The sequence below is a fragment of the Oscillospiraceae bacterium genome (assembly GCA_009780275.1).
Lineage (GTDB): Bacteria > Bacillota > Clostridia > Oscillospirales > UBA929 > WRAI01.
Genome location: WRAI01000008.1, coordinates 43,568 through 64,591 on the forward strand (window position 1 = coordinate 43,568; position 21,024 = coordinate 64,591).

The 21,024-nt window shown below is 47.8% G+C and carries 20 protein-coding genes; 1 reads left to right on the forward strand and 19 read right to left on the reverse strand.

Translation table 11 applies throughout. The features are described from left to right. Nucleotides 1-8: 8 nt before the first annotated feature. The 5 genes from FWE06_03885 to FWE06_03905 form a co-directional block, all read right to left on the reverse strand. Nucleotides 9-1,115, reverse strand: coding sequence for an aminotransferase class V-fold PLP-dependent enzyme (locus FWE06_03885; GenBank protein MCL2546321.1), 1,107 nt, complete (start codon nt 1,113-1,115; stop codon nt 9-11). Next, the gene (gene aspS, locus FWE06_03890; GenBank protein MCL2546322.1) at nt 1,112-2,887 is read right to left on the reverse strand and encodes an aspartate--tRNA ligase; all 1,776 of its coding nucleotides are present in this window, start codon (nt 2,885-2,887) and stop codon (nt 1,112-1,114) included. The genes FWE06_03885 and aspS overlap by 4 nt, the downstream gene beginning before the upstream one ends. A 90-nt stretch (nt 2,888-2,977) precedes the next feature. Then, complete coding sequence (locus tag FWE06_03895) at nt 2,978-3,895, reverse strand: phosphotransferase (GenBank protein MCL2546323.1); 918 nt, start codon at nt 3,893-3,895, stop codon at nt 2,978-2,980. Nucleotides 3,896-3,963: 68 nt separating this feature from the next. After that, nucleotides 3,964-5,214, reverse strand: coding sequence for a histidine--tRNA ligase (hisS, locus tag FWE06_03900; GenBank protein ID MCL2546324.1), 1,251 nt, complete (start codon nt 5,212-5,214; stop codon nt 3,964-3,966). An 18-nt stretch (nt 5,215-5,232) separates the two neighbouring features. After that, entirely contained in the window at nt 5,233-6,243 is a 1,011-nt protein-coding gene (locus tag FWE06_03905) for a TraB/GumN family protein (GenBank protein ID MCL2546325.1), read from the reverse strand. Between the two features lie 149 nt (nt 6,244-6,392). Here FWE06_03905 and FWE06_03910 point away from each other — a divergent pair, with 149 nt between their 5' ends. Further along, nucleotides 6,393-7,547, forward strand: coding sequence for a pyridoxal phosphate-dependent aminotransferase (locus tag FWE06_03910; GenBank protein MCL2546326.1), 1,155 nt, complete (start codon nt 6,393-6,395; stop codon nt 7,545-7,547). A 76-nt stretch (nt 7,548-7,623) separates the two neighbouring features. Here FWE06_03910 and FWE06_03915 read toward each other — a convergent pair whose 3' ends face one another. The 14 genes from FWE06_03915 to FWE06_03980 form a co-directional block, all read right to left on the reverse strand. Further along, nucleotides 7,624-8,292 (reverse strand): hypothetical protein, encoded by a 669-nt coding sequence (locus tag FWE06_03915; GenBank protein MCL2546327.1) that lies wholly within the window; start codon nt 8,290-8,292, stop codon nt 7,624-7,626. 52 nt (nt 8,293-8,344) lie between these two features. Beyond that, nucleotides 8,345-9,466, reverse strand: coding sequence for a 5-(carboxyamino)imidazole ribonucleotide synthase (gene purK / locus FWE06_03920; protein ID MCL2546328.1), 1,122 nt, complete (start codon nt 9,464-9,466; stop codon nt 8,345-8,347). Nucleotide 9,467: 1 nt separating this feature from the next. Continuing rightward, complete coding sequence (gene purE / locus FWE06_03925; GenBank protein MCL2546329.1) at nt 9,468-9,947, reverse strand: 5-(carboxyamino)imidazole ribonucleotide mutase; 480 nt, start codon at nt 9,945-9,947, stop codon at nt 9,468-9,470. 135 nt (nt 9,948-10,082) lie between these two features. Continuing rightward, nucleotides 10,083-11,156: a phosphotransferase gene (locus FWE06_03930; GenBank protein MCL2546330.1), complete on the reverse strand. Its 1,074-nt coding sequence runs from the start codon at nt 11,154-11,156 to the stop codon at nt 10,083-10,085. Nucleotides 11,157-11,222: 66 nt separating this feature from the next. After that, complete coding sequence (locus FWE06_03935; protein MCL2546331.1) at nt 11,223-12,737, reverse strand: cobalamin-dependent protein; 1,515 nt, start codon at nt 12,735-12,737, stop codon at nt 11,223-11,225. Nucleotides 12,738-12,932: 195 nt separating this feature from the next. Beyond that, the gene (rpsU, locus tag FWE06_03940) at nt 12,933-13,115 is read right to left on the reverse strand and encodes a 30S ribosomal protein S21 (GenBank protein MCL2546332.1); all 183 of its coding nucleotides are present in this window, start codon (nt 13,113-13,115) and stop codon (nt 12,933-12,935) included. A 190-nt stretch (nt 13,116-13,305) separates the two neighbouring features. Beyond that, nucleotides 13,306-13,719, reverse strand: coding sequence for a ComEA family DNA-binding protein (locus FWE06_03945; GenBank protein MCL2546333.1), 414 nt, complete (start codon nt 13,717-13,719; stop codon nt 13,306-13,308). Nucleotides 13,720-13,724: 5 nt separating this feature from the next. Further along, nucleotides 13,725-13,943: a helix-turn-helix domain-containing protein gene (locus FWE06_03950; GenBank protein ID MCL2546334.1), complete on the reverse strand. Its 219-nt coding sequence runs from the start codon at nt 13,941-13,943 to the stop codon at nt 13,725-13,727. Nucleotides 13,944-14,066: 123 nt separating this feature from the next. Beyond that, entirely contained in the window at nt 14,067-15,206 is a 1,140-nt protein-coding gene (locus FWE06_03955; GenBank protein ID MCL2546335.1) for a hypothetical protein, read from the reverse strand. Nucleotides 15,207-15,420: 214 nt separating this feature from the next. Continuing rightward, nucleotides 15,421-16,077 (reverse strand): hemolysin III family protein, encoded by a 657-nt coding sequence (locus tag FWE06_03960; GenBank protein MCL2546336.1) that lies wholly within the window; start codon nt 16,075-16,077, stop codon nt 15,421-15,423. A gap of 504 nt (nt 16,078-16,581) precedes the next feature. Beyond that, a complete protein-coding gene (locus FWE06_03965) occupies nt 16,582-17,688 on the reverse strand; it encodes a hypothetical protein (protein ID MCL2546337.1) in 1,107 nt (368 codons plus the stop codon). A gap of 834 nt (nt 17,689-18,522) precedes the next feature. Next, nucleotides 18,523-19,269, reverse strand: a complete 747-nt coding sequence (locus tag FWE06_03970; protein ID MCL2546338.1) for an InlB B-repeat-containing protein — start codon at nt 19,267-19,269, stop codon at nt 18,523-18,525. Nucleotides 19,270-19,324: 55 nt separating this feature from the next. Continuing rightward, nucleotides 19,325-20,335, reverse strand: coding sequence for a hypothetical protein (locus FWE06_03975; protein ID MCL2546339.1), 1,011 nt, complete (start codon nt 20,333-20,335; stop codon nt 19,325-19,327). A gap of 92 nt (nt 20,336-20,427) precedes the next feature. Continuing rightward, nucleotides 20,428-21,024: Ig-like domain-containing protein (locus FWE06_03980; protein ID MCL2546340.1), on the reverse strand; the 597-nt coding region annotated here is incomplete at its 5' end.

The window sequence follows — 21,024 nt, forward strand, 5'->3', positions numbered from 1 at the left end:
CCGTTTGTTTATTTTATCTCCTTAATTGCCTTTACCAGTCCATCAATATCCTCACGCATTGTACCACACCCAAATGAAATTCGCAATGCCGACGTAACAATTTCCGGCGGCAATTTCATATCGACAAGCAACTGTTGCCGCTTGCCTTTATTGCAAGCCGTGCCTGATGAAATGTAAACGCCTTTGTCGGACAGCTTGCGAACCAACACTTCACCGGGCAACGGGGGCAACGCAAAGGCGATGATGTGCGGGGCTTCATGTGGAGGGATAATTGTTAGGTTTGGGATGGTTCTTAATTGTTGCAGGGCATAGTTTTTCAAATCTGTGTAGGGGCGGCATTCTGCCGCCCACGGCTCACCCATTGCGTCATTTATCATGCACGGGCGGCAGAATGCCGCCCCTACGAAATCCACCGCCACACCAAACGCCGCAATGCCCGATACATTCTCAGTCCCCCGCGGCTCCAAATTCTGCATTCTACATTCTGCATTCTGCATTACAATCGCCCCTATCCCCTTCGGCGCGCCAATCTTATGCCCGCTTATGCTCAATGTATGCGGTAATTTCGGCAACGCAATCTTACCAAACGCCTGCACAGCATCACAATGCACCCATGCATCGGGGCTGCGCTCCTTGGCAAGCGTAAACAATAATTCCGTGTCCGGGACAGATCCATTTTCGCTGCATACTGCTGTGCAGTTGACCAGCACCGTATCAGCCGTCAATGCCGCCGCAAACTCTTCGGGGTCAATGCCGCCGCTACGTGTTGGCGGTACGATGGTCAGCGTAAAGCCTTTGGATTTATAGGCATTAAGTTGCGTCGTCACGCTCGGATGTTCGAGTGCAGTCGAAACAATATGCCCGCCGCGTTTCAACACTGACTGAAACACCAACGCATTGCTCGCTGTGCCGCCCGATGTATATATTATGCAATCAGGCGTACAGCCAACTGCACGGGCAATACGATCACTCGCCGCATGAATATATTGCGCCGCACGGACGCCCATAGCGTGTAAACTGGACGGATTGCCATAATTAACCGTCATGGCTTCAAGCGCGATTTCGGCGGCTTGCGGCAGAACAGGAGTGGTTGCAGCGTGGTCGAGATAAATCATGTTTTTAGCTTGATGTGCAGCTCCGCCAATTGCTCCTCATCCACCACATCGGGGCTATTCATCATCGGCTCAGCCGCCTGCTGCGTCTTGGGGAAGGCGATTACATCACGTATATTATCCGTTCCGGATAACAACATGACAAGTCTATCCAACCCAAATCCAATGCCGCCATGGGGCGGAACTCCATAGGTAAACGCCTCAATCATATGCCCAAACCGCGCTTGAATCTCCTCTTCGGGCAAGCCCAATAATTGAAACATTCGCGTCTGCACATCGGCACGGTGAATTCGAATCGAACCGCTGCACAGCTCATAGCCATTGATGACTAAATCGTAAGCCTTTGCCCGCGTTGCGCCTAAATCGCTGTCCAGCAAAGCAACATCCTCATCCATTGGCGCGGTGAACGGGTGGTGCATGGCAACATGCCGCCCCGCCTCCTCGTTGTACTCAAACAGCGGGAATTCGGTAATCCATACCGGCGTGAATTCATCGGGCTTGCATAGATTCAACCGCTTGGCACACTCAACACGCAAGCAACCGAGCAGGTGCTTGACTTGTGCGTCATCTTCGCTTGAAATGACAAGCAGTACGTCGCCGTCTTGAAAGTTTGTTTTTGTATAAATGGCTTGCAATTCGCTCTCATTCAATTGCTTGGCAAAGCTCGACGACATCTCGCCATTCGCCATTTTAAGCCACGCCAAACCGCCCGCACCAATGCCTTTGGCGTAAGCGGTGATATTATCCATGTCCTTGCGCGACCAATTTGCCGCTTGCCCGTCAACCTTGATGGCACGAACACTGCCACCATTTTTTACGGCGTTGGCAAAAACAACAAAGGCTGTGTCTTTCACACACTCGGAGAGGTTGATGATTTCCATGCCATAGCGCAAATCGGGCTTGTCACTGCCATATCGTTCGACAGCTTCATGCCACGTCATGCGCGGGAAATCGGGTAGCGTCACGTCAATTGTATCGGAAAACACGGCTTTAATCATGCGCTCATTCATGTCCAACACGTCATCAATATCAACAAACGACATTTCGGCGTCAATCTGTGTAAAATCGGGTTGCCTATCGGCGCGCAAGTCCTCGTCACGGAAACAACGCGCGATTTGAAAATACCGCCCAATGCCGCCCACCATTAGCAATTGCTTATACTGCTGCGGCGACTGGGGCAACGCGTAAAACTTGCCCGGGTGTAAGCGTGACGGCACGAGGTAATCGCGTGCGCCTTCGGGTGTTGATTTTGTCAAAATCGGCGTTTCGACCTCGATAAAGCCCTCGTCGTCATAGAATTTGCGAATAGCCATCGTTGCCTTGTGCCGCAACTGCAAATTCTTCTGCAACGGCGCACGGCGCAAGTCGAGGTAGCGGTATTTCAGCCTCAACAATTCACCTGCGTCGCTGTCATCGAGAATTTCAAACGGCGGGGTTTCTGATTTGGAAAATACCGTCAAACTTATCGCTTGCACTTCAATTTCACCGGTCGGCAAGTCTTTGTTGACATCCCGCTCGCCGCGTTGGTTGACAACGCCCGTTACGGCAACGCACCATTCTCCACGCAACGCCGAGGCTTGGGCAAACAGTTCAGCGTTTTCTGTTTCGTTAAACGTGCATTGCACAATGCCTGTCTTGTCGCGCAGTTGCACAAAGAGCAGTCCACCCAGATTGCGCGCACGGGCGACCCAACCGCAGAGTGTGACGGTTTGTGTTGCGTGAGCGACACGCAATGCACCGCAAGGGTGCGTGGGGGTGTGGGGGAAGTTTGGCATAGTGTGTATCCTTTCGTAGCGGGCGAACTGCGTTCGCCCGCGTTTTATCATCTGCGAATTGGCTGCATGGCAGAAAATGCTTATTAGTTACTAAACTTTATCAAGATACCACGTTGGTATAGTATTTTGCATATTGTTTAACCAACTAAGAACATTCGCCATATAACGAATACCAATTTCGGGTTTTCCATCTGTATACATAATACATAGTTCCATCAACGCGTGATAAGCGAGGTAATAAGCTAATACTTCAAAAAAACCATGAGGCGGGTCGCCGTCAAAATAGCCTCTTACTAACCCTGTGTTAAAATAGGGAGTAACATCGCCGATCAAATTGACGTTGAGAAATTCCATCCACGGGTCGCCGGTATCTTCTTCATAGCCCCAACAATCAAAATCAATCACGCCAATTTCACCGTTTGGCATAGCAATCAAATTAAATTTATTACAGTCGCCGTGAATAAACGTTTGCGGCCTGTCGACAAATAAATGCTTGTTTTCCTGCAAGTAACGGACTACCAAATCCCCGCTTTCAGATTTAATGGGATTTGTATTGTAGAAGTCAATCTTGCTTTGCACCTCGCGAAGAAACCAAGCATCCCACGGTTCGGCTTTCACGGATGCAGGGAGGGTGTGCATTTTTCTGAACATCTCACCTGCCTTTAATCCCAAAACATACTGCGACTTTTCGGATAAACTCGGCAAGATAGTTTCCAAATCCTCGCCGTCAACCCATTTCATAAGTTGATAGATATTTTTTCCATTGTTGCATAAACCAAAATCCACAGGAACGGAAAGGTTTATATCAAGCGCAGCCGCACGTTTCAGCTTAGCATATTCGCTTTTTTTGAGTCCGAGTTTATCAATGTCTGAAATACGCAGAAGCAGTTTTTCTCCATTGGTTGTTTCAATACGGTATTTTTTATCGCCAGACCACCCTTTGTTAAGTAGCTCAATTTTTACAAAAGTATCAAATCCGGGAATGTCACGAAAAATATCCTTTTTCATCACCATCATACCACCTAATGCAATTTATTATAGGTTCTACTAATATAAATACCCCACTATGGCCACGCTTACAAAACCATTTTACAAATCGCCGCCGCGTCCAATGCACATTCAACAGCAGAACCATCAGCCATATCCTTAACTTGCACTTTATCCGCCGCAACCTCATCATCACCAATGACAACAACATACCGCGCTTTGATCTTATCGGCTTGCTTCATTTGTGCCTTAACCTTGCGCCCCATGACATCGCGCACCGCTGCAACGCCTAATCCGCGCAACTCGTGTGTCAACACCGTGACAACGGCATCATCCTCACACGCATTGACAATGCAAACGTCCGGCACACTTTTTTCACCCGTTCCAATGCCCTGCGCCTGCGCTGTCAACAGCAAGCGTTCAATGCCGCTGCCGAAGCCCAGTGCCGGCGTGGGCGGCCCGCCCAGCGTTTCAATCAACCCATCGTAACGCCCGCCGCCGCATACGGTATTCTGCGCACCCAAACTGCCGGCGACCTTAAACTCAAAGACGGTTCGCGTGTAATAATCAAACCCGCGCACCATTGTCTTGTTAAGCGTATAAGCAATGCCTAACGCAGATAAATGCGCTTTTAGGCTCTCAAAATGCTCATGACACGGAATACACAGATGGTCAGCCGAATACGGCGCGTTTGCTGCAACAGCTTGGCAGTCGGGATTCTTGCAATCCAGAATACGCAATGGGTTGCGCTGAATTCTGTCTTCACACAAGCCGCAAAGATCGTGTTGCGCCAAGTATTCTTTCAATATCGAGTGATAAATCGGGCGGCAATCGGGACAGCCGATACTATTGATTTCCAATGTCACGCCGGCAATGCCTATGCGTTGCAAATAGGCGTCCGCCAATGCTATCAATTCAGCGTCAGCGTCAGCCCCGGCAGGCCCAAAGCACTCTACGCCGAACTGGTGATGTTGGCGCAAACGCCCTGCTTGCGGGCGTTCATAGCGAAAATTCGGCCCGATGTAATAGACTTTTTGCGGTAACCCCTGCGCCAATAAGCTATGCTCCAACATGGCGCGGCAAACACCCGCCGTACCCTCGGGGCGCATGGTAATGCTTCGCCCGCCCTTGTCAATCAGCGTATACATCTCTTTTTGCACAACATCGGTCGTTTCGCCCGCCCCGCGCTCAAACAGCTCAGTATGCTCTATCATCGGTGTGCGGATTTCACTATAACCATATAGCCGCGCCGTATCACGCAGCAGGGCTTCCAGCCATTGCCACGATGTGCAGTCGAGAATATCGTGTGTGCCTTTGGGTGCTTTGGTGAGTAACTGCATAATAAACCTCCATAATGATTACGGCAGCACTCTCTCCACCGTATATCCATAATTTTTGAGCAAGTAGACAACACTGTCTTCACCTATCAAGTGTCCGAGACCCACGACAAAAAATACATTCTTGCCATCGGCCATATACTGCCGCGCCACTTGGGTCATGCCAATATCGCGCTGAATAAATAAGGCATCCCAAATTTCTTCGTACAGCTCCGCCGGCGCGTCCTCATATTCGGCATAAAACAACGTCAAGAAACCCTCTTCATCTCCTTGTTGCCACATCTCGTACATTTCAACCAGCATCATCGCGCCCTCTTCAACATACGCTGCGCTTTCCAGCATAACTATCTGCGCCGGCATCGAAAGTCCCATCAGCATTTCCAGCTGCATTCCCATCGATTCGACCTCTAAAATATCCATGTCCCGCGCCATCGCTGCCTGAATAAAATGCATATCCACGCCATATTCTGCCGACATTCCCGCCTGCTCAACGGCAACACTTGCCAGCGTCGAGTGCCACATAAATGGCTTTAATGTGTTCAGCATATCCAGCATGACGTTTGGCACGCCAAAATCGGCCAAAATCGCGATCAATCTTTCGTGCAACGCCTCGCCAATGTCATCGGCAATTGTCCGCCCCTCTTGATACGTCTGCATGGCGTGGATGGCCAAAATGGCTCCCATGTCATTTTCAAATGCGTATAAATCAGCTTCCACCGCCAAGTAGTCGCTGCGATAAAATGCATCCATAATAAAGTCGGGCAACGGGTAAATCGATGCCTCACCGGCATGAATTGAGCCGAATAAATACATGGCCTGTCCTTCCGGCGATGTCACGCGCCACATTAGCGGGGTGATATCAGCCGACGTAACAGAAGTGATAGGCGTATCTTCGGGCGTGTCCGTCACGCCGGGCGATGGCTCCGGCGAAGGCGCAGACGCGATATTGTCTTGGTTTTGACAGCCACCCAACAGCGGCAAGATAAGCAAAGCAGCGGTCAACAAAGCCAACAAATTATGCTTCCATTTCATAATCGAGTCATCCTTTATTTTTTATTGTTGCCAGTATAACACATTCCGATTGACTTCACAACCCGTTGATACTGTGGTATAATGACAGAGCTCTAGACGCTTATCACAGCACGGTGAGAGCGTCACGCTCTGTAAGATTGGAGGCAATTATGAACTTCAACAAAACCACCAACCGCAGCAATACCGAATCTCTAAAATACGACAGTGCGGCAAACTACGGCAAGCCTGACGGCTTACTGCCGCTTTGGGTCGCCGATATGGACTTCCCCGCCCCCGATTGCGTGACCTCTGCACTGCAAGAACGTGTAGCACATGGCATTTTCGGCTACGCCGTCCCCGACGACACCTATTACAACGCCGTAATAAACTGGTTTGCCGCACGCTTCAACTACCACGCCGATCCCAGATGGCTCACCATCACACTCGGCGTCGTCTATGCCATCAACATGGCCATTGACGCGTTTACTGCATCCGGCGACGGCATTTTAATCCAAGAACCCGTCTACTACCCATTCCGCCAAAGCATCACGGCAAACAGACGGCGAGTTGTTGTTAACGAACTTGTTTTACAGGACGGCAAGTATGTTATCGACTTCGCCGACTTTGAGGAGAAAGCCCGTCAGAGCAAACTGTTTCTGCTATGCAGTCCGCACAACCCTGTCGGGCGCGTTTGGACTGTTGATGAACTACGAAAAATGGTTGACATTTGCGTGAAACACAACGTGCTGATTGTTGCCGACGAAATTTGGTGCGATTTCATCTATGGCAACCGCCAACACTATATGTTGCCTGCTCTTATGCCCGAGGCGCAAGACAATATTATCCTTTGCACGGCACCAAGCAAGACATTTAATCTTGCCGGCTTGCAAAACGCCAACATCTTCATCAGTAATCCAAACTTACGTAAAGTTTTCCGCAGAACGGTCAACAGAAACGGCATGGAGATGCCCAACAACGCCGGCTTCGTCGCCGCCCGCGCGGCGTATTCGCACGGCGGCGATTGGTTGACGGAATTGTTGCAGTATATCGAAAGCAATTTCATCTATATTGATGGATTTCTTAAAACTAACTTGCCCACTGTCAAGCTCATCGCTCCGCAAGGCACATACTTAGCATGGCTCGACTGCCGCGCACTTGACGTAACGCCGGACGAACTCGAGCACAAACTACTCCATGAAGCCAAAATATGGCTCAGTCGCGGCGACTCATTTGGCGCACTTGGCGCAGGCTTTATGCGCCTAAATGCTGCCTGCCCGCACATCACCCTAGGTGAGTGCCTGCGTCGCATGGCTGCAGCCTTATAGAGCATACTGCCCTCACGCGCCACACATATATAAACACAGCATTTCAGCTCTATTGCAATCAAGCGCCCGTCCGCCCCTATACTGCGGTTTTGCCATTCGCCGGCATCCATAGTTCCCTAAACCGCCGCATCGTCATCCCAACCCCGAGGAAAAACATACCCTTGCTCGTCCCGCTCAACGCGCCCGTCACCGTAAATGGAATCACGGCGGCCACTATTGCGGCAACGCCAAACGTCATGTACAAGTATGGTAAATATTGCGACATCCGCCCCAATACAGCGCGGTAAATAATCGACTCGCGCACTGCCGTAAAGAACTTGTAATGCCCGAGGAAGAATAAAAACACAGTTGCCAAGGCAATCCCGCCCGGAATGTACCAGCCGCCAAAAAATGCCAACATCGCAGCGAACATATATAAAATAAACAAGATGGTCATTGTCCAACGCAACGACTGCAAACGTTGCAGCATAACCTGACTGCCCTGCCGCCTGCGGCAAGCCAAAACATACCGCCACACATTGACACTCACCGCCATTTGCGGCAGCAAAAAGAACGTTACAATCACCAAATACAGCCCGCCAAAATCATCCACGCCCGGCAATTGGCTAAAAAATAACGTCGTTCCGCCGGTGGTGACAAAATGCAGATACTCAAAGACAAAGCTCATTGAAAATCCCAACGCCGCAACCAGCATCACCGGCGTCGAAGACTCTCGCGCAATATTATCAATGAGCCTTTTGTCCATCCTTACACCTCACCCATTACCTATCACTGAACTCTTGCGTGGGGCCATATCCTTACCCCCAAATCCCACTCCCGACAATCACTGCCAATGCCTCATCAACGCCGCCCAATACATTCACATGCCCCATCTTGCGCTTGTCCACAGCCTTAGCCTTGCCGTATAGATGAATTTTCCCCGTCTTTAACAACGGCAAATATGCCGTTAAATCGTCTAATTTCTCTTTATTCAAATGATCGCCCAAAATGTTGACCATCACCACTGGCGTATGCAGTGCCGTATCGCCCAGCGGCAACCCGCACACCGCGCGAACATGCTGCTCAAACTGACTCGTCAAACAAGCATCAATGGTATAATGCCCCGAATTGTGCGGGCGCGGTGCCAATTCGTTGATGAGAACCTCATCGCCAACAACAAACATCTCGACACCCATCACACCGATGACATCCATCTCTTCGGCAATCTTGCGCGCATAGGCCAACGCCTTTGCCTCAACAGCCGCGTCAATCTGTGCCGGCACAATGCTCTGGTGCAAAATATTGTTGACATGAGTGTTCTCGGCAACCGGAAACACCGCCGTTTCACCCATCGTACTCCGCGCCACAATAACTGAAATCTCCTTGCTAAACGGCACAAACTTCTCCAAAATGCACTCTTTCTGGCCCACCAGCTCTTGCCCCGCCGCTAAGTCGTCCGCCGAGCGCAATACAACCTGTCCTTTTCCATCATACCCGCCCGTTGTCGTTTTCAGCACGGATGGATATGTTGCTTTCTCGGCCAACGCTTCGGCACTGTCAATTAAGCAAAACTCGGCAACAGGAATACCCATCGCCGCAATCGCACTCTTCTCACGAAAGCGGTGCTGCGTGGTATACAACACTTGGCTGCCCTGCGGCAAATAGGCGTTCTTTTCGAGCCAAGCCAACGCTTCATGGTCAATGTTTTCAAACTCATACGTAATCACATCGCTGATTTCAGCCAATTTCTTAATGGCGTCCATGTCGTTGTATGCCGCCGTAATTTCAATATCGGCAATCTGCCCGCACGGACAATTCGGTGTTGGCTCAAGCACGGCCACAAAGTAACCCATTGCCTTAGCACTCAGACACATCATGCGCGCCAACTGCCCGCCACCAATAATGCCGATGGTTTGATACGGATAAATCGTTTTGCTCATGTTACACCTCGTCACTCAATACTTTTTGCGTAATCTTCGCCTGTCGCGCCTCTATTTTAGCATACAACGCGCTGTCAAAGGCCGCGAGAATCCGTGCTGCCATCAGCCCCGCATTGGTCGCACCGGCAACACCGATGGCCATCGTCGCCACAGGTGTACCCGCTGGCATCTGCACAATCGACAGCAGCGAATCCATGCCATTCAATGCCTTCGACTGTACCGGCACGCCAATGACGGGCAAACTCGTGCAAGCCGCCACCATGCCCGGCAAATGCGCCGCACCGCCCGCACCCGCGATAATGGCTTTCAGACCACGATCTGCGGCCGTCTTAGCATACTCGACCATATATTCTGGCGTCCGGTGCGCCGAAACGACTTTTTTCTCATATAAAACCCCAAGTTCATCCAGAACTTTCGCCGCGCAATTCATCGTGTCCAAATCCGACGTACTGCCCATAATAATGCCAATTTGTGTTTGCATGGTAGCTGTCCTCCGTAGGCGTTTTGTTCTTATTTATTTTATCATATTTGTGTGGAGTGTTCAAGGTACTGTTGGAGGTTTTATTGTTTTATCTTGTGGCGGGCAATAACGTAGAATGCTTATTAGGCACACAACCTAAATATCACGTAACTCATATTCAAATGGCTTATCACATGAAAATATCTCATGATAAAAGCCTTTGTAGGAAATATCATCTTCTAAACATTTTATAAGGTAAGACAATTCCTCATCACATTCCACCACGCCGCCGCTATTCCACATATCTTCAAATGCGGCTATAATTTCTTCCATAAGGCTAACTTGCAAAAATAACGGCAGATTTTCCAACACCTCATCATCAATCGCAGTTTCAGAACGATAGCCGGCGATAACCGTTTCAAAGTAGCTGTTCATAGCCTGTTTGCGCTTATTGGCATCCGGCTCATTTTGCGCCCAACCTATGCCGTGTTGCCAAAGGCTTGCCAAATCGAACATATACCAGCCGAAACACGAATTATCAAAGTCAAAGACTGTTATTTGTCCTGTTTCAAAATCAATATTGTAGTTTCCATCATTGAAATCGCAATGTATCATGCCGAACACTTCACGGCTTTGGTCTGTTTCTTTCAGGGTTTGCAGCAGAGAAAACATTTTTTCCTTACAATGAGATAGCGAATTGGGGATTAACGTGTCAATGTATTCGGCAGTAAATCTGTCTAGAAAGCTGCATCTGCGGTGAATAGGAGTGTACACTTTCGACAGTTGGTGCAGCTTCCCTAAAACTTTGCCACAATCGTAGTAATACTCGGCAATCGGAACGCCTTCACGATATTGATAGTGATTTTCTACAAGCAATTTCCCTTTTGCTTGTTCAAACAAGCAGACGAAAAATGTGTGCTTATCGTGCGTTATTTCCTCGACCATATTACCCATTCGAGAGCAAATAACATTGGCAACACTACCGCCATTTTCGTGTAAATATCGGATAAATTCAGTTTCACCAAGATAATCGTCCATGTTTCTATCACTTCGAAAAGCAATACGGAGTATTCTCGATTCTGAATCGTTTTTGTCACAATAGTAGACAACATTTGGAGCGATATAATCCCTTTCAATGTGGGTGAATGTATAACCTTCCAACTCATATAACTCCCACACCATCGGAAGTAAAAAGGACTCACCAATTTTTACAACTTCGTTATATGTCAATATGTATCTCCTTTACACCGTAAAATATAAATTTCCTACTTAATCTATGATTTCAAAATATCCGCTTCACCGTCCAAATATTTTCCGCACCGTACCCTTGCCCAACATCACCAACTTTTTCCAAATATGCCGCACACGCACCGACCGCATGCCAATTTTATACATTCGTTCAACTTTTGTGCGTTGTTCCGGCACATCGGGCTGTCCCAATGCCATTACTTTTTTCTTATAGCGCGGCACTTGTGTCAGTGACACCAGCTTGTAGATATAATTCATCGTCTCATCGCAATTCTCATTTTTCCAGTACATTTCATACTGCTCGTGCATCGGCGCGTTGAGGAATCGCTCCATCTCCTCGGGTGACACAAGCCCTTTGTCAATGGCCTTTTGCACAATCGCCGTACCCGGCAGAAAGTTTAGCCCATGCAACCGCAACTCGAATTTTCCTTTGAGTTCCAAGCAAAGAAATAAAGTCTCACGCAAGGTATCATGCGTTTCAAAGTGATGCCGCACCATCAAGTCAAAAATCACCTCTGGCACTTTGGCGTCCACCAACGACTGACTTGCCGCGATAATATCCTCATTCGTTTCGGGCCGGTTAAAGATCTGCCGCCGGATGTATGGTGAACCGCTTTGCAGCCCCATCGTCACTTTATACAATCCGACATTGACAAACTTGGCAAAATTTTTAGCGTCAGCATGCCGCGGGTGCCCCCACACCTCAAAGGGCAGGTTGATCCGCGCTTTATATTTAGCGCAAAACTCATCCACCCACGCCTCGTCCTCAGGGAAAATTTCGTCGTAAAAGCGGATATATTTCAGGTTTTTCATCTTGGCCTTAGCATGTGCCAACTCATCAATCACACTGTCAATTGAGCGAAGCCGCACCGTCTTTCCCTTACCGGCATGAATGCGCTTCCACGCTGACGAGCTGCAATACGAGCAAGCGTGCGGGCAGCCCCGCGAACAGGAAATTTCATAGCTCATCGACCCCAGCAGCGGGTCTTCGTGTTTTTTGACAATATCATTATCAATGATATATTTATTGGGCAGCCCAAGTTCCAGCCAGCCAAATTTATCCAAATCGCGCAGCAAGTCGCGCAGCTCATTCTGCACCACTGCGCCGCCCTCATCGCGATAAGCAAGATTACGAATGTTCGCAAAGTCATTCACGCCCGACTTTAACATATCAGCCAGTTCAATAAATGTCTCCTCACCTTCGCTCCGTACCACCAAATCGGCATGCTTTAAACACTCCTCAGCAAACATCGTCGGATAAATGCCGCCCCAAACGATCGGCACATCAATTGCCTGCTTCAAGGCATCATTGACTTCAATAATCGTCTCCATATAAAATGACGCCATCACGCTCAGCCCAACAGCCAAAGGGTCTTTCGACTTAACCAGCTCAACCAGCAACTCAATTTCCCGCGCCGTCGCACCTTTGGGGTTGATAAAGCTGATGTTTTTAAAAAACACCGTCGTCACATCGTAACCGGCCTGCGTCAATGCCTTTTCGATATGCTTAATCCCCAACGCCTTGGGCATATAGAAGTTGATGAGCACAATTCTATTGTTCATATCCGCCTCCGCAAGTGCATTGCTATTCTATTGTACCATACAAGTGAGGCATATTCAATCCCCCACAACCAAAACCATTATACCATGCCCAATCGATACATTATTACAAATTTCTCGCATATAACAAAAAATCCGCCCTCATGGACGGATTTCTCAACTGCTTTCCATGCCATACATGACACCTACTCAACAGTTCTACTTAAATTTCTTTTTCTTCGCCCTGGCTGCCTCAGCTTTCTTGCGGCGGCGAACACTCGGGCTTTCATAGTGTTCACGACGGCGCAATTCGGAGAGAACACCCGACTTCGCGCAGTTACGTTTGAAACGCTTAAGCGCACTATCCAGCGATTCGTTGTCTTTGACTTTGACTTCTGACATTGACTTTTCCCTCCTCTCACATAAACGATATGATACCGTCATAGTATACATCATTCCGAACCGTTTGTCAAGAGGGATTGTCCAACTTACAAAATTTTATGATTGTTATCTTTTGTCGTGCCTTGTGTGCAGCAGCTGCGCGAAAATTTCTGCGCACTCCCATTTTATCGGCCGTCTACGGCAGCTCTTTTTACCACGTTATCAAATCTCGCAACTGCTCTAGTCGCACCTCACCGATGCCGCTGACATGCGTCAAATCCTCTGCCGACGTAAACGCACCGTACCGCTCGCGGAAATCAACAATCCGCTGTGCCAATGCCGGCCCAATCCCCGGCAGCACTTGCAGTTCTTCCATCGTCGCTGTGTTGACATTAACCCTGCCATCATCTTGCGGTGGCACCTCTGCCGTGGCGGAATCCCCCACCGGCGGGCCGGCAACTTGCCCACCCAAAATCGGACTGCCGCTGTCACCGCGAATGGTATATGTCCCTTCGCTCTGCCTCGCCCCTATGTAATAGCCCAAGCTTGCGGCCAGCATGCCCACCACAATCACGGCAATCGCGGCCGTCGACAACGAAATACGCCGTTGCGGCTTATCTGACATACACGCTACCTCCTACGCCTATAAGGTTGCTTCTCATCTGTCATACCAAGCAAGTAATCAACGCTCGTATCAAACGCCAACGCCAACTTCTTACAAAGCGGCACCGTCAATGCCCTCTTACCCAGCTCCAATTTTGAGTACGTGCTTTGGTCAATGCCTGTCCGCATTTGCACTTGCAGCTGGGTATAGCCTTTAGCTATACGTAGCTCTTTTAATCTATTCAATCGCAATCACCTAGGGCTATTATGTCATAATCTGGCGACTGCACTAGGTCAATTTGCCCTATTTTGTACAAAAACACCTTCTCAACTCTCGAAGATATTCTTCATTGCAATCGTAAGAGTCTATTACCCCTCTTGACAGGTCTGCACCATCCCCCATGGTTTTCTGTCAAGCCATTGACCATTTGGCTCAAAATCATCGCAGCATCGTGTGCACCAAATCTCAGCGTTGCTGCCAAAGTTATGCGCAGCAGAGTTCCGATGATCCATCACGCAGCGCATACCATATCGGTCAAGACAAGGCGTTGACCTGTCCCAAGGTTTCCGCCCCATAAATGGCCCTTGCGTACAAGCCACGTCAAACAAGTGTGTCAACTCGTGCCGTACAAGGTTGATAAACGGCACATACGTCAACGAATTCTCCGAACTTCTGTTCATCACCGCTACTTGCCCACGTCTTTGAAGTGCCGCACCGCCCGGCTCTGTATGTCGTCCGTCAATGGTCATACACAAAATGCCGCCCTGCCATATCATTTGTATCGCATTCGGGTCATCGTTTCCAAAGTTTTGATTTATAAAAGCAAGGCTTCTATAATAGTCTAAATGACCCGGCCGCGTACATAAACTCATTCTGGACGGTATCGCACCCGCGTATTCGTGATTACTCTCATGCGTAGGCAAGTTCACCGGAATAAACTCAATATTAAATTGCATATTCCACATATTCCGAAACGGAGCAGCCATGTTGTCGAAGGCCGCCCCGAGGTGTGCCACGTTCGCTTGTTCGTTCGGTCGAAATGTCCTGTCTACAAAAACCTGAACAGTAACAGGCGGGTTGCTTCGCTCTTTCTTCACACCGGTGAACACAACCGCTTCCGGTACAGGCGTCGGTGTCATCGTCGGCGCATATGGCTCTGGCGTCAATGTAGGCGTTGGCGTCGGCGGCTGCATCGGTGTTGGCATAGGCGACGGAGGAGACGGTATTGGTGACGGCGTAATCGGGGGCGGTGTCAATGTCGGAAGCACTGCAGTTGGAGGAGTCGGCGACGGTTTGAACAGGCCTTTGACAGATGAAGTCTGTGTTAAGATTGGTTTTGGAGCCGCCAACACCTGCATTGATGAATTTGACACAGTCGTCAAAGTAAGCGTTTTTAGCATTGGCCGCGCAAGCAACTCAATCGGCACTCCATTAACTGTACTAGCCATCCACAGATACGCACCGCTCAAACATGCAACTAAAAAAAATGCCAAAATCGCTGCTGTCATAATCCTTCTCTTCATCTCATTCACCAATCCCTTCTGCACACAACCAAACAATGATTTTTCGTTCATTTTTTGTTCACACTATCTTAGCATTCGTTGCTTTGTGCAGAAAAAGTGGGGGCTTGTCGTTTTTTAATACGTTTACAACAATATTAGCGTAAAAATTGGCAAAAAAACCTGCAACCATTGAGGTTGCAGGTTTTTTCGTTAAAATAATTTAACCAGCCATGACAAACACGGCAATCGCCACCGAGTGCAAAATAGATGCCGCAATGACAAACAGATGAAATACTGAGTGCATATATTTCTTCTTCCGCCCTGCTGCGTAAAAAATCACGCCGACGGTATACAGCACGCCGCCGAGCAAAATCAAAGTAAAAAACGGCGTACCCAATACAGAAATCAGCCGCCCGATTCGAAACATAGCCGTCCAGCCCATCACCAAGTAACAAACCAGCGAAAATGCCATAAACCGCTTCATATTGACGGCATTCAGCACAATGCCCAGCACAGCCAGCCCCCAAATGACGCCAAAAATCAACCACGCGTCAAGAGGATAAACCTCGCGGAATCGATTAAGCGTCACCGGCGTATACGTGCCGGCAATTAAAACAAAGATCGTGCAATGGTCGAAAACACGGAACACCCGCTTAGGCAATCCAACCTTCAATCCATGATAGACACTCGACATAGTAAACAATAGCACGACTGAAAATCCGTAAATCATGCCTGACACAATGCCCCACACATTTTGGTTATACGCCGCGACCACAACACACGCCAACAACGCCACAACGCCTAATCCGCCGCCGACAACATGGGTAATCATGTTAAACTGCTCTTCACCGCGCGTATATTTTGGAGGCACAGACATAGGCACTCTCCTTTTTTGAACTCATTATAGTACGCGGCACGGCATGTTGTCAAGGCGCTGCGCGCGTTGACATATATCGTAGTTTCTGCTATAACGCGTTAAAAGCACGGAGGTTGACAGAGAAATAAAAAGACAAGGTAATACACTCTTAATTACCAGCAATGGTTTTGATTTGCAATGCAAGTTAGAAGCACATTATAAAGACTTCTTTGCTTGGCTACGCAGAGACGAGAAGCGAGCCAAGGATAACCTTTGGGCTATTCATTTTTTGAGCACCTTGCCTAACGGCGAAGGCTGGATTGACGTTGAGGATAGCCTAAAAAACTCCGTATATGCAACGCCATCTTCTTCTGCGAGAGGCGCAATGCTGCTCACGAGTACAAAAGGAGCCATCGTAGGCCCCTCAAGTATATAAAGGAATCTGAATATATCTTGTCTAACGTCCCCAACCCAGATCATATCGATTATTATTGGTTTCTCGATGAACTTAGGTTATTCTTTCAGCTAACCAATGGTCACAGTTGTTCGATCTGCATCAATATACATTTCAATTCCCAACGACATATAAAACCATTTTAGTGTTAATGAATCAATCAACAAATCGTCACTTGTTTCATCAATCCACATATGACCTCCCGGCGTTGGTACTAGATAATTCCATTGGGTATCCATTTCAATTAGTGAAATGCCTGCTTTATCTAATAGAAATTCCCTGCCATTGTGCAATATAGTGACCATTCCATTCCTGTGGCGGATCACATCAAATCCTAATGCATCTGAAATAGCAAGAATTGGAAGTAAAGCAGTTTCATTATAGAACATTATCTGATTTCTTCTTGTAAAATCAACATTATTGATGATAAGACGACCGGAACGACCACCAAATCTTTCTGTGAAATTGTGTTGTGTATGAAAAATATATTCAATTTCATAAAATTGGAAATCAACTAGTTCGCCTGCCCAAATGAGGTCAAGTTCTTCCGGTGTTGGTTCAATGTGATTAAGCTCAATTGTGATAAAATAGTGTTCTCTCTCCGCTTTTACCCATATGGCAGGCGGGAATCCGCCTGAGTGGAGCAAAGTTACAGTTTCAATGCGATTTGCAACGTTATTGCCTGTTAACAACTTTTGAATTGTCGCAGGATCTCCAATAAATTGTAACAGCGATTCGTCTACGACCAACGATGCCCCAAGCCTAACATGATTATAGTCAAAAATGTTGGTCGCTGTCGCATCCACTGCTTCAGTGCTAGCAACTTCTGGTAATGTGCCGCCATAAAACACTCTTTTATTGGCATACGATGATACTAAAGTGTTCTTTGAAGGATCGTGCATAAAGCGATAAAACGTGTCAAATGGAATGGACTCATATGCAACGATAAAATACGGCGCTGTAGTTTTTGTGTCATGTTCGTTGTAGCTATTCAACATTTCATTGTTATCATCAGTGGCGTACTGATCAGAGTCAACTCCATTTGACTCTGGCACAACCTCAAACTGGATGTTGTAATTCCCTACGCTAGCAGAACACCCGCTCGCGAGAACAAGTGGCAGGAAACAAAGTGCAAAAATAATAAGACACTTTACATAAAGGCCTGCTTTATTTTTCATGTGTATAGTCCTCCCTTTGTTATATTCATTAGCTATTTTAAAAATTAACCCGGTATAAAAAATGTATGGTATATGAATTTGAACCCCATCTTTGTGTCAAGATAGATGAATCAGCACGATGATCCATAAAAAGACCCGTTGAGTGCGAGTGTAACATAAATAGACCATTCGGCATAATAAATGTGGCCTCCGCTGTTGGTGCATAAACGCCAATGCTTATTACTGATAATAGCAAGAATAATGCCAAACCTTTCGACACTAACCTACGCATTTTTATCATATGACCTTCCAAACGGCCTCTTTTCAACGAATTGTGCTATGACGACATCGCTCGACATGTAAAGAGCATCCTCAAATGATACATAAAAATATGTAAAATGCACCTCGAATTCGCCTCTAGGCCCATCAATAAATTCTATTTCATGTGGCATGGTTGGGACAATATTAAAATCCATTATCTCCGTTGTCTGAGTGGCTTCGTGAGTTTGGACATCATCAGTGCAGGGATTTTCTTGTGAGACAGGTTCTGTATTGCCACAAGCACTTTACAATAAAATTGCACACAAAATTACTGCTATGAATAATTTTTTCATATTAACCATCCCTTCTAACAAGCATGGACATGACTATTAAGCAAGGAAGAAGCATTTTAGTTACCTGCGCTCAAGATACTCATCAAGCAAGCTCCCGCCGCCATACTTCCTCTCTATAACGCCGCGATTCATTAAATCAATCATCTCTGTTCTTTCTAGTATTATCTCTGCCACAACTGATGTATCCATCAATTCTGTAGAATCGCCAAACCATTGCTCAAACTCCTCTGAACCAATTGGATTAACCGGCGCTTGCATCAGCGTTTATAAAATAATGCCTTCCGAAACTTCCATTTCTAAAAACCCTCACTTCACCATGTGGAAATCTTTCTCTGAAATACTCGTATCCACTGTGAAATCCATCATTCTCATTAAGGTCCATCCCTCCTGTCCATTCAAAATTTCCATCACCTAAATCTCTAATGTCATGAATCATTACCGGCACATCATCAAGATAGAGCATAATATGCCACTCGTTAGTATCTTCAAGTAAATCAAAAATTCGTGCGGCATTCAGTTCAAACACAACCACTAGATGCGCATTAGAGCCGGCGATTATCGGCCTCCCTCGGCTAAGGTCATCAAACACTTGGCTTACTGTCCGCCCGCCGGTATGTGAAAATGCGTTTGATCCACCTGTAAATCGACGGATAGCAACTGCTGTGGCATCAACCCCCAACATTTCATTTGGAGGAGGATTTCTGCCTGTTGCCACCCTTGCAAATTCGGTCTGCGTGAGTGAGTTGTTGTTTGAGTGCCTGTTTCTCAATACTGATACCGAAACAGCAGCCCAACACCAGTTTGTTCGCTCCTGTCGGATATTGGGAACCCATACGTTCGTTGGCGGCAATACACTCCACCGCGCCCAATACGTTCTATTACTATCCGGCACGCTGTGGGTGGCCAAGACCTGCGTGCCGCCGGTCTGCGCTGTCCACCAACCTGCAAAGGTAAAACCTGCTCTTGTCGGCACAGGCAACGTCCCCATGGCTGTGCCCGCCTGCCTGCTCCACGATGTCGGGCTAACAGAGCCGCCCTCTTTATTACCGTATGCCTAAGATTTCTTCTATTTCATGCTGCTCGTTTATGCCAAACAAGCTATTGCGGGAGGAAAGGTCAAACCAATAACTCCCTTCGCGTATTGCCTCAATCGCAACAATATGCTGCTCTCCCGGAAAGACTGTATCTGCGAAAAATATGACAACAATTTCATCTCCGGGAAGAAAGCCACTTTTTAGAGATTGAATGATAGTGGCATGATAAATGTCAGTAGACATCCAATCTGATGGTGGCACTTCATCATTCAATCTAAGTGGCTCTTTAATCTCTACAAGCGCAACGTGAGGTGACCCACTGATAATATCCTCCATGGCCTCGGAGCGAATAAACTCTCTTGCAGGCGCGTTATCCCTTGTCAAGTCCTCAACATACGATACGACTTCCTGCCGTGCAACACTTCTTGCACTAAAGTCCAAGCCTGTCGAGTGCTGGGATAACTCTTTGCCGTGCATCGTGCTGCGTGAGGGATCGTTGAGGTCAATAACCGTTCTGCGAATCAACGTAAATCCATTTTCACGTGTATTTGCATAAACCGAACTTATTTTTCTGAGCGGCAGCAGATAATCTGTTCCGTGGCTAAACGTTAAATTGTCCGATCTATCACTAACCTCTATTTCATTCCCCCATATATCAATATCGGGGCGCTCCACATACACAAAAATTCTGTCTTCGGCATTGCCCAGTATTCTCTCCTGTACAATAAATTCAAACTCTGTTAATGTTCGCCCAAACGGCCGGTGGCCTACATACTGCACAATAACCACATCGGTAGGTGGAAATTCTGTCAATAGCTCTTCAAATGTGAAGTATTCATATACAAACGAATGTCCCGAAGAAGACTCAGTCGATGGAGACGTCTCCGGTGCAGGCGAAACCTCAACATCAGGTACAGGAGAGTGCTCAAGTGTACAAGATATCGGCGAAGACGAAGAAACATTGCAAGCACTTAATATCAGCGTCAGTGAAAATGCAAGCGCAATTATCGTTTTTTTCATGATAATCCCTCTTTCTAAAAATCAATTTACTTTTTGCAAATTTCGCATATACTTATCTGAAAAAATCGTAAACTTGGCGCAAGTGCCGTCTTTCATTTGCATTTAACGTAAATGTTGTGTGAAGTCCGTGCACACCGTCCCTCATAACCTCCGGCCCGGCATGTGTGTGACCCTCCCACCCTGGTAGGAAATCCGCGATTACCATTCCAGGTAATCGTTATATTGGGCGCAGCAGGCGCAACGACAGTCAGCTGCACTGTCTGCCAGCCAACACTCCAATTCCCCGTGCGGACGCTAATATCAACTGTCCCCGTTTGCTGTGCCGTAACACGCCCATTTTGGTCAACCGTTGCCACATTCGTGTTCCACGAGTGCCATACTAACCCACCGGGCAGTGTTGCGTTAGAGGGAATCGGCGAGGTTGATAGCGTGCGGGCATCGCCAACCGTCATGCGATTATTCAGGGGCAAGTTGCCGATGGCTATGCCCGTCAGCGGCGCAATAACAGTCAGCTGCACCGTCTGCCAGCCAACACTCCAATTCCCCGTGCGGACGCTAATATCAACCGTCCCCGTTTGCTGTGCCGTAACACGCCCATTTTGGTCAACCGTTGCCACATTCGTGTTCCACGAGTGCCATACTAACCCACCGGGCAGTGTTGCGTTAGAGGGAATCGGCGAGGTTGATAA

What these genes read in the sequence shown, in the direction of transcription:
- FWE06_03915 (MCL2546327.1), bottom strand. Translation starts at nt 8,292, where the DNA reads ATGGACAAAAGGCTCATTGATAATATTGCGCGAGAGTCTTCGACGCCG.
- FWE06_03945 (MCL2546333.1), bottom strand. Translation starts at nt 13,719, where the DNA reads ATGTCAGATAAGCCGCAACGGCGTATTTCGTTGTCGACGGCCGCGATT.
- FWE06_03970 (MCL2546338.1), bottom strand. Translation starts at nt 19,269, where the DNA reads ATGGGGACGTTGCCTGTGCCGACAAGAGCAGGTTTTACCTTTGCAGGT.
- aspS (MCL2546322.1), bottom strand. Translation starts at nt 2,887, where the DNA reads ATGCCAAACTTCCCCCACACCCCCACGCACCCTTGCGGTGCATTGCGT.
- purK (MCL2546328.1), bottom strand. Translation starts at nt 9,466, where the DNA reads ATGAGCAAAACGATTTATCCGTATCAAACCATCGGCATTATTGGTGGC.
- FWE06_03960 (MCL2546336.1), bottom strand. Translation starts at nt 16,077, where the DNA reads ATGTCTGTGCCTCCAAAATATACGCGCGGTGAAGAGCAGTTTAACATG.
- FWE06_03895 (MCL2546323.1), bottom strand. Translation starts at nt 3,895, where the DNA reads ATGAAAAAGGATATTTTTCGTGACATTCCCGGATTTGATACTTTTGTA.
- FWE06_03955 (MCL2546335.1), bottom strand. Translation starts at nt 15,206, where the DNA reads ATGACAGCAGCGATTTTGGCATTTTTTTTAGTTGCATGTTTGAGCGGT.
- FWE06_03910 (MCL2546326.1), top strand. Translation starts at nt 6,393, where the DNA reads ATGAACTTCAACAAAACCACCAACCGCAGCAATACCGAATCTCTAAAA.
- purE (MCL2546329.1), bottom strand. Translation starts at nt 9,947, where the DNA reads ATGCAAACACAAATTGGCATTATTATGGGCAGTACGTCGGATTTGGAC.
- FWE06_03935 (MCL2546331.1), bottom strand. Translation starts at nt 12,737, where the DNA reads ATGAACAATAGAATTGTGCTCATCAACTTCTATATGCCCAAGGCGTTG.
- hisS (MCL2546324.1), bottom strand. Translation starts at nt 5,214, where the DNA reads ATGCAGTTACTCACCAAAGCACCCAAAGGCACACACGATATTCTCGAC.
- rpsU (MCL2546332.1), bottom strand. Translation starts at nt 13,115, where the DNA reads ATGTCAGAAGTCAAAGTCAAAGACAACGAATCGCTGGATAGTGCGCTT.
- FWE06_03965 (MCL2546337.1), bottom strand. Translation starts at nt 17,688, where the DNA reads ATGAAAAATAAAGCAGGCCTTTATGTAAAGTGTCTTATTATTTTTGCA.
- FWE06_03905 (MCL2546325.1), bottom strand. Translation starts at nt 6,243, where the DNA reads ATGAAATGGAAGCATAATTTGTTGGCTTTGTTGACCGCTGCTTTGCTT.
- FWE06_03885 (MCL2546321.1), bottom strand. Translation starts at nt 1,115, where the DNA reads ATGATTTATCTCGACCACGCTGCAACCACTCCTGTTCTGCCGCAAGCC.
- FWE06_03975 (MCL2546339.1), bottom strand. Translation starts at nt 20,335, where the DNA reads ATGAAAAAAACGATAATTGCGCTTGCATTTTCACTGACGCTGATATTA.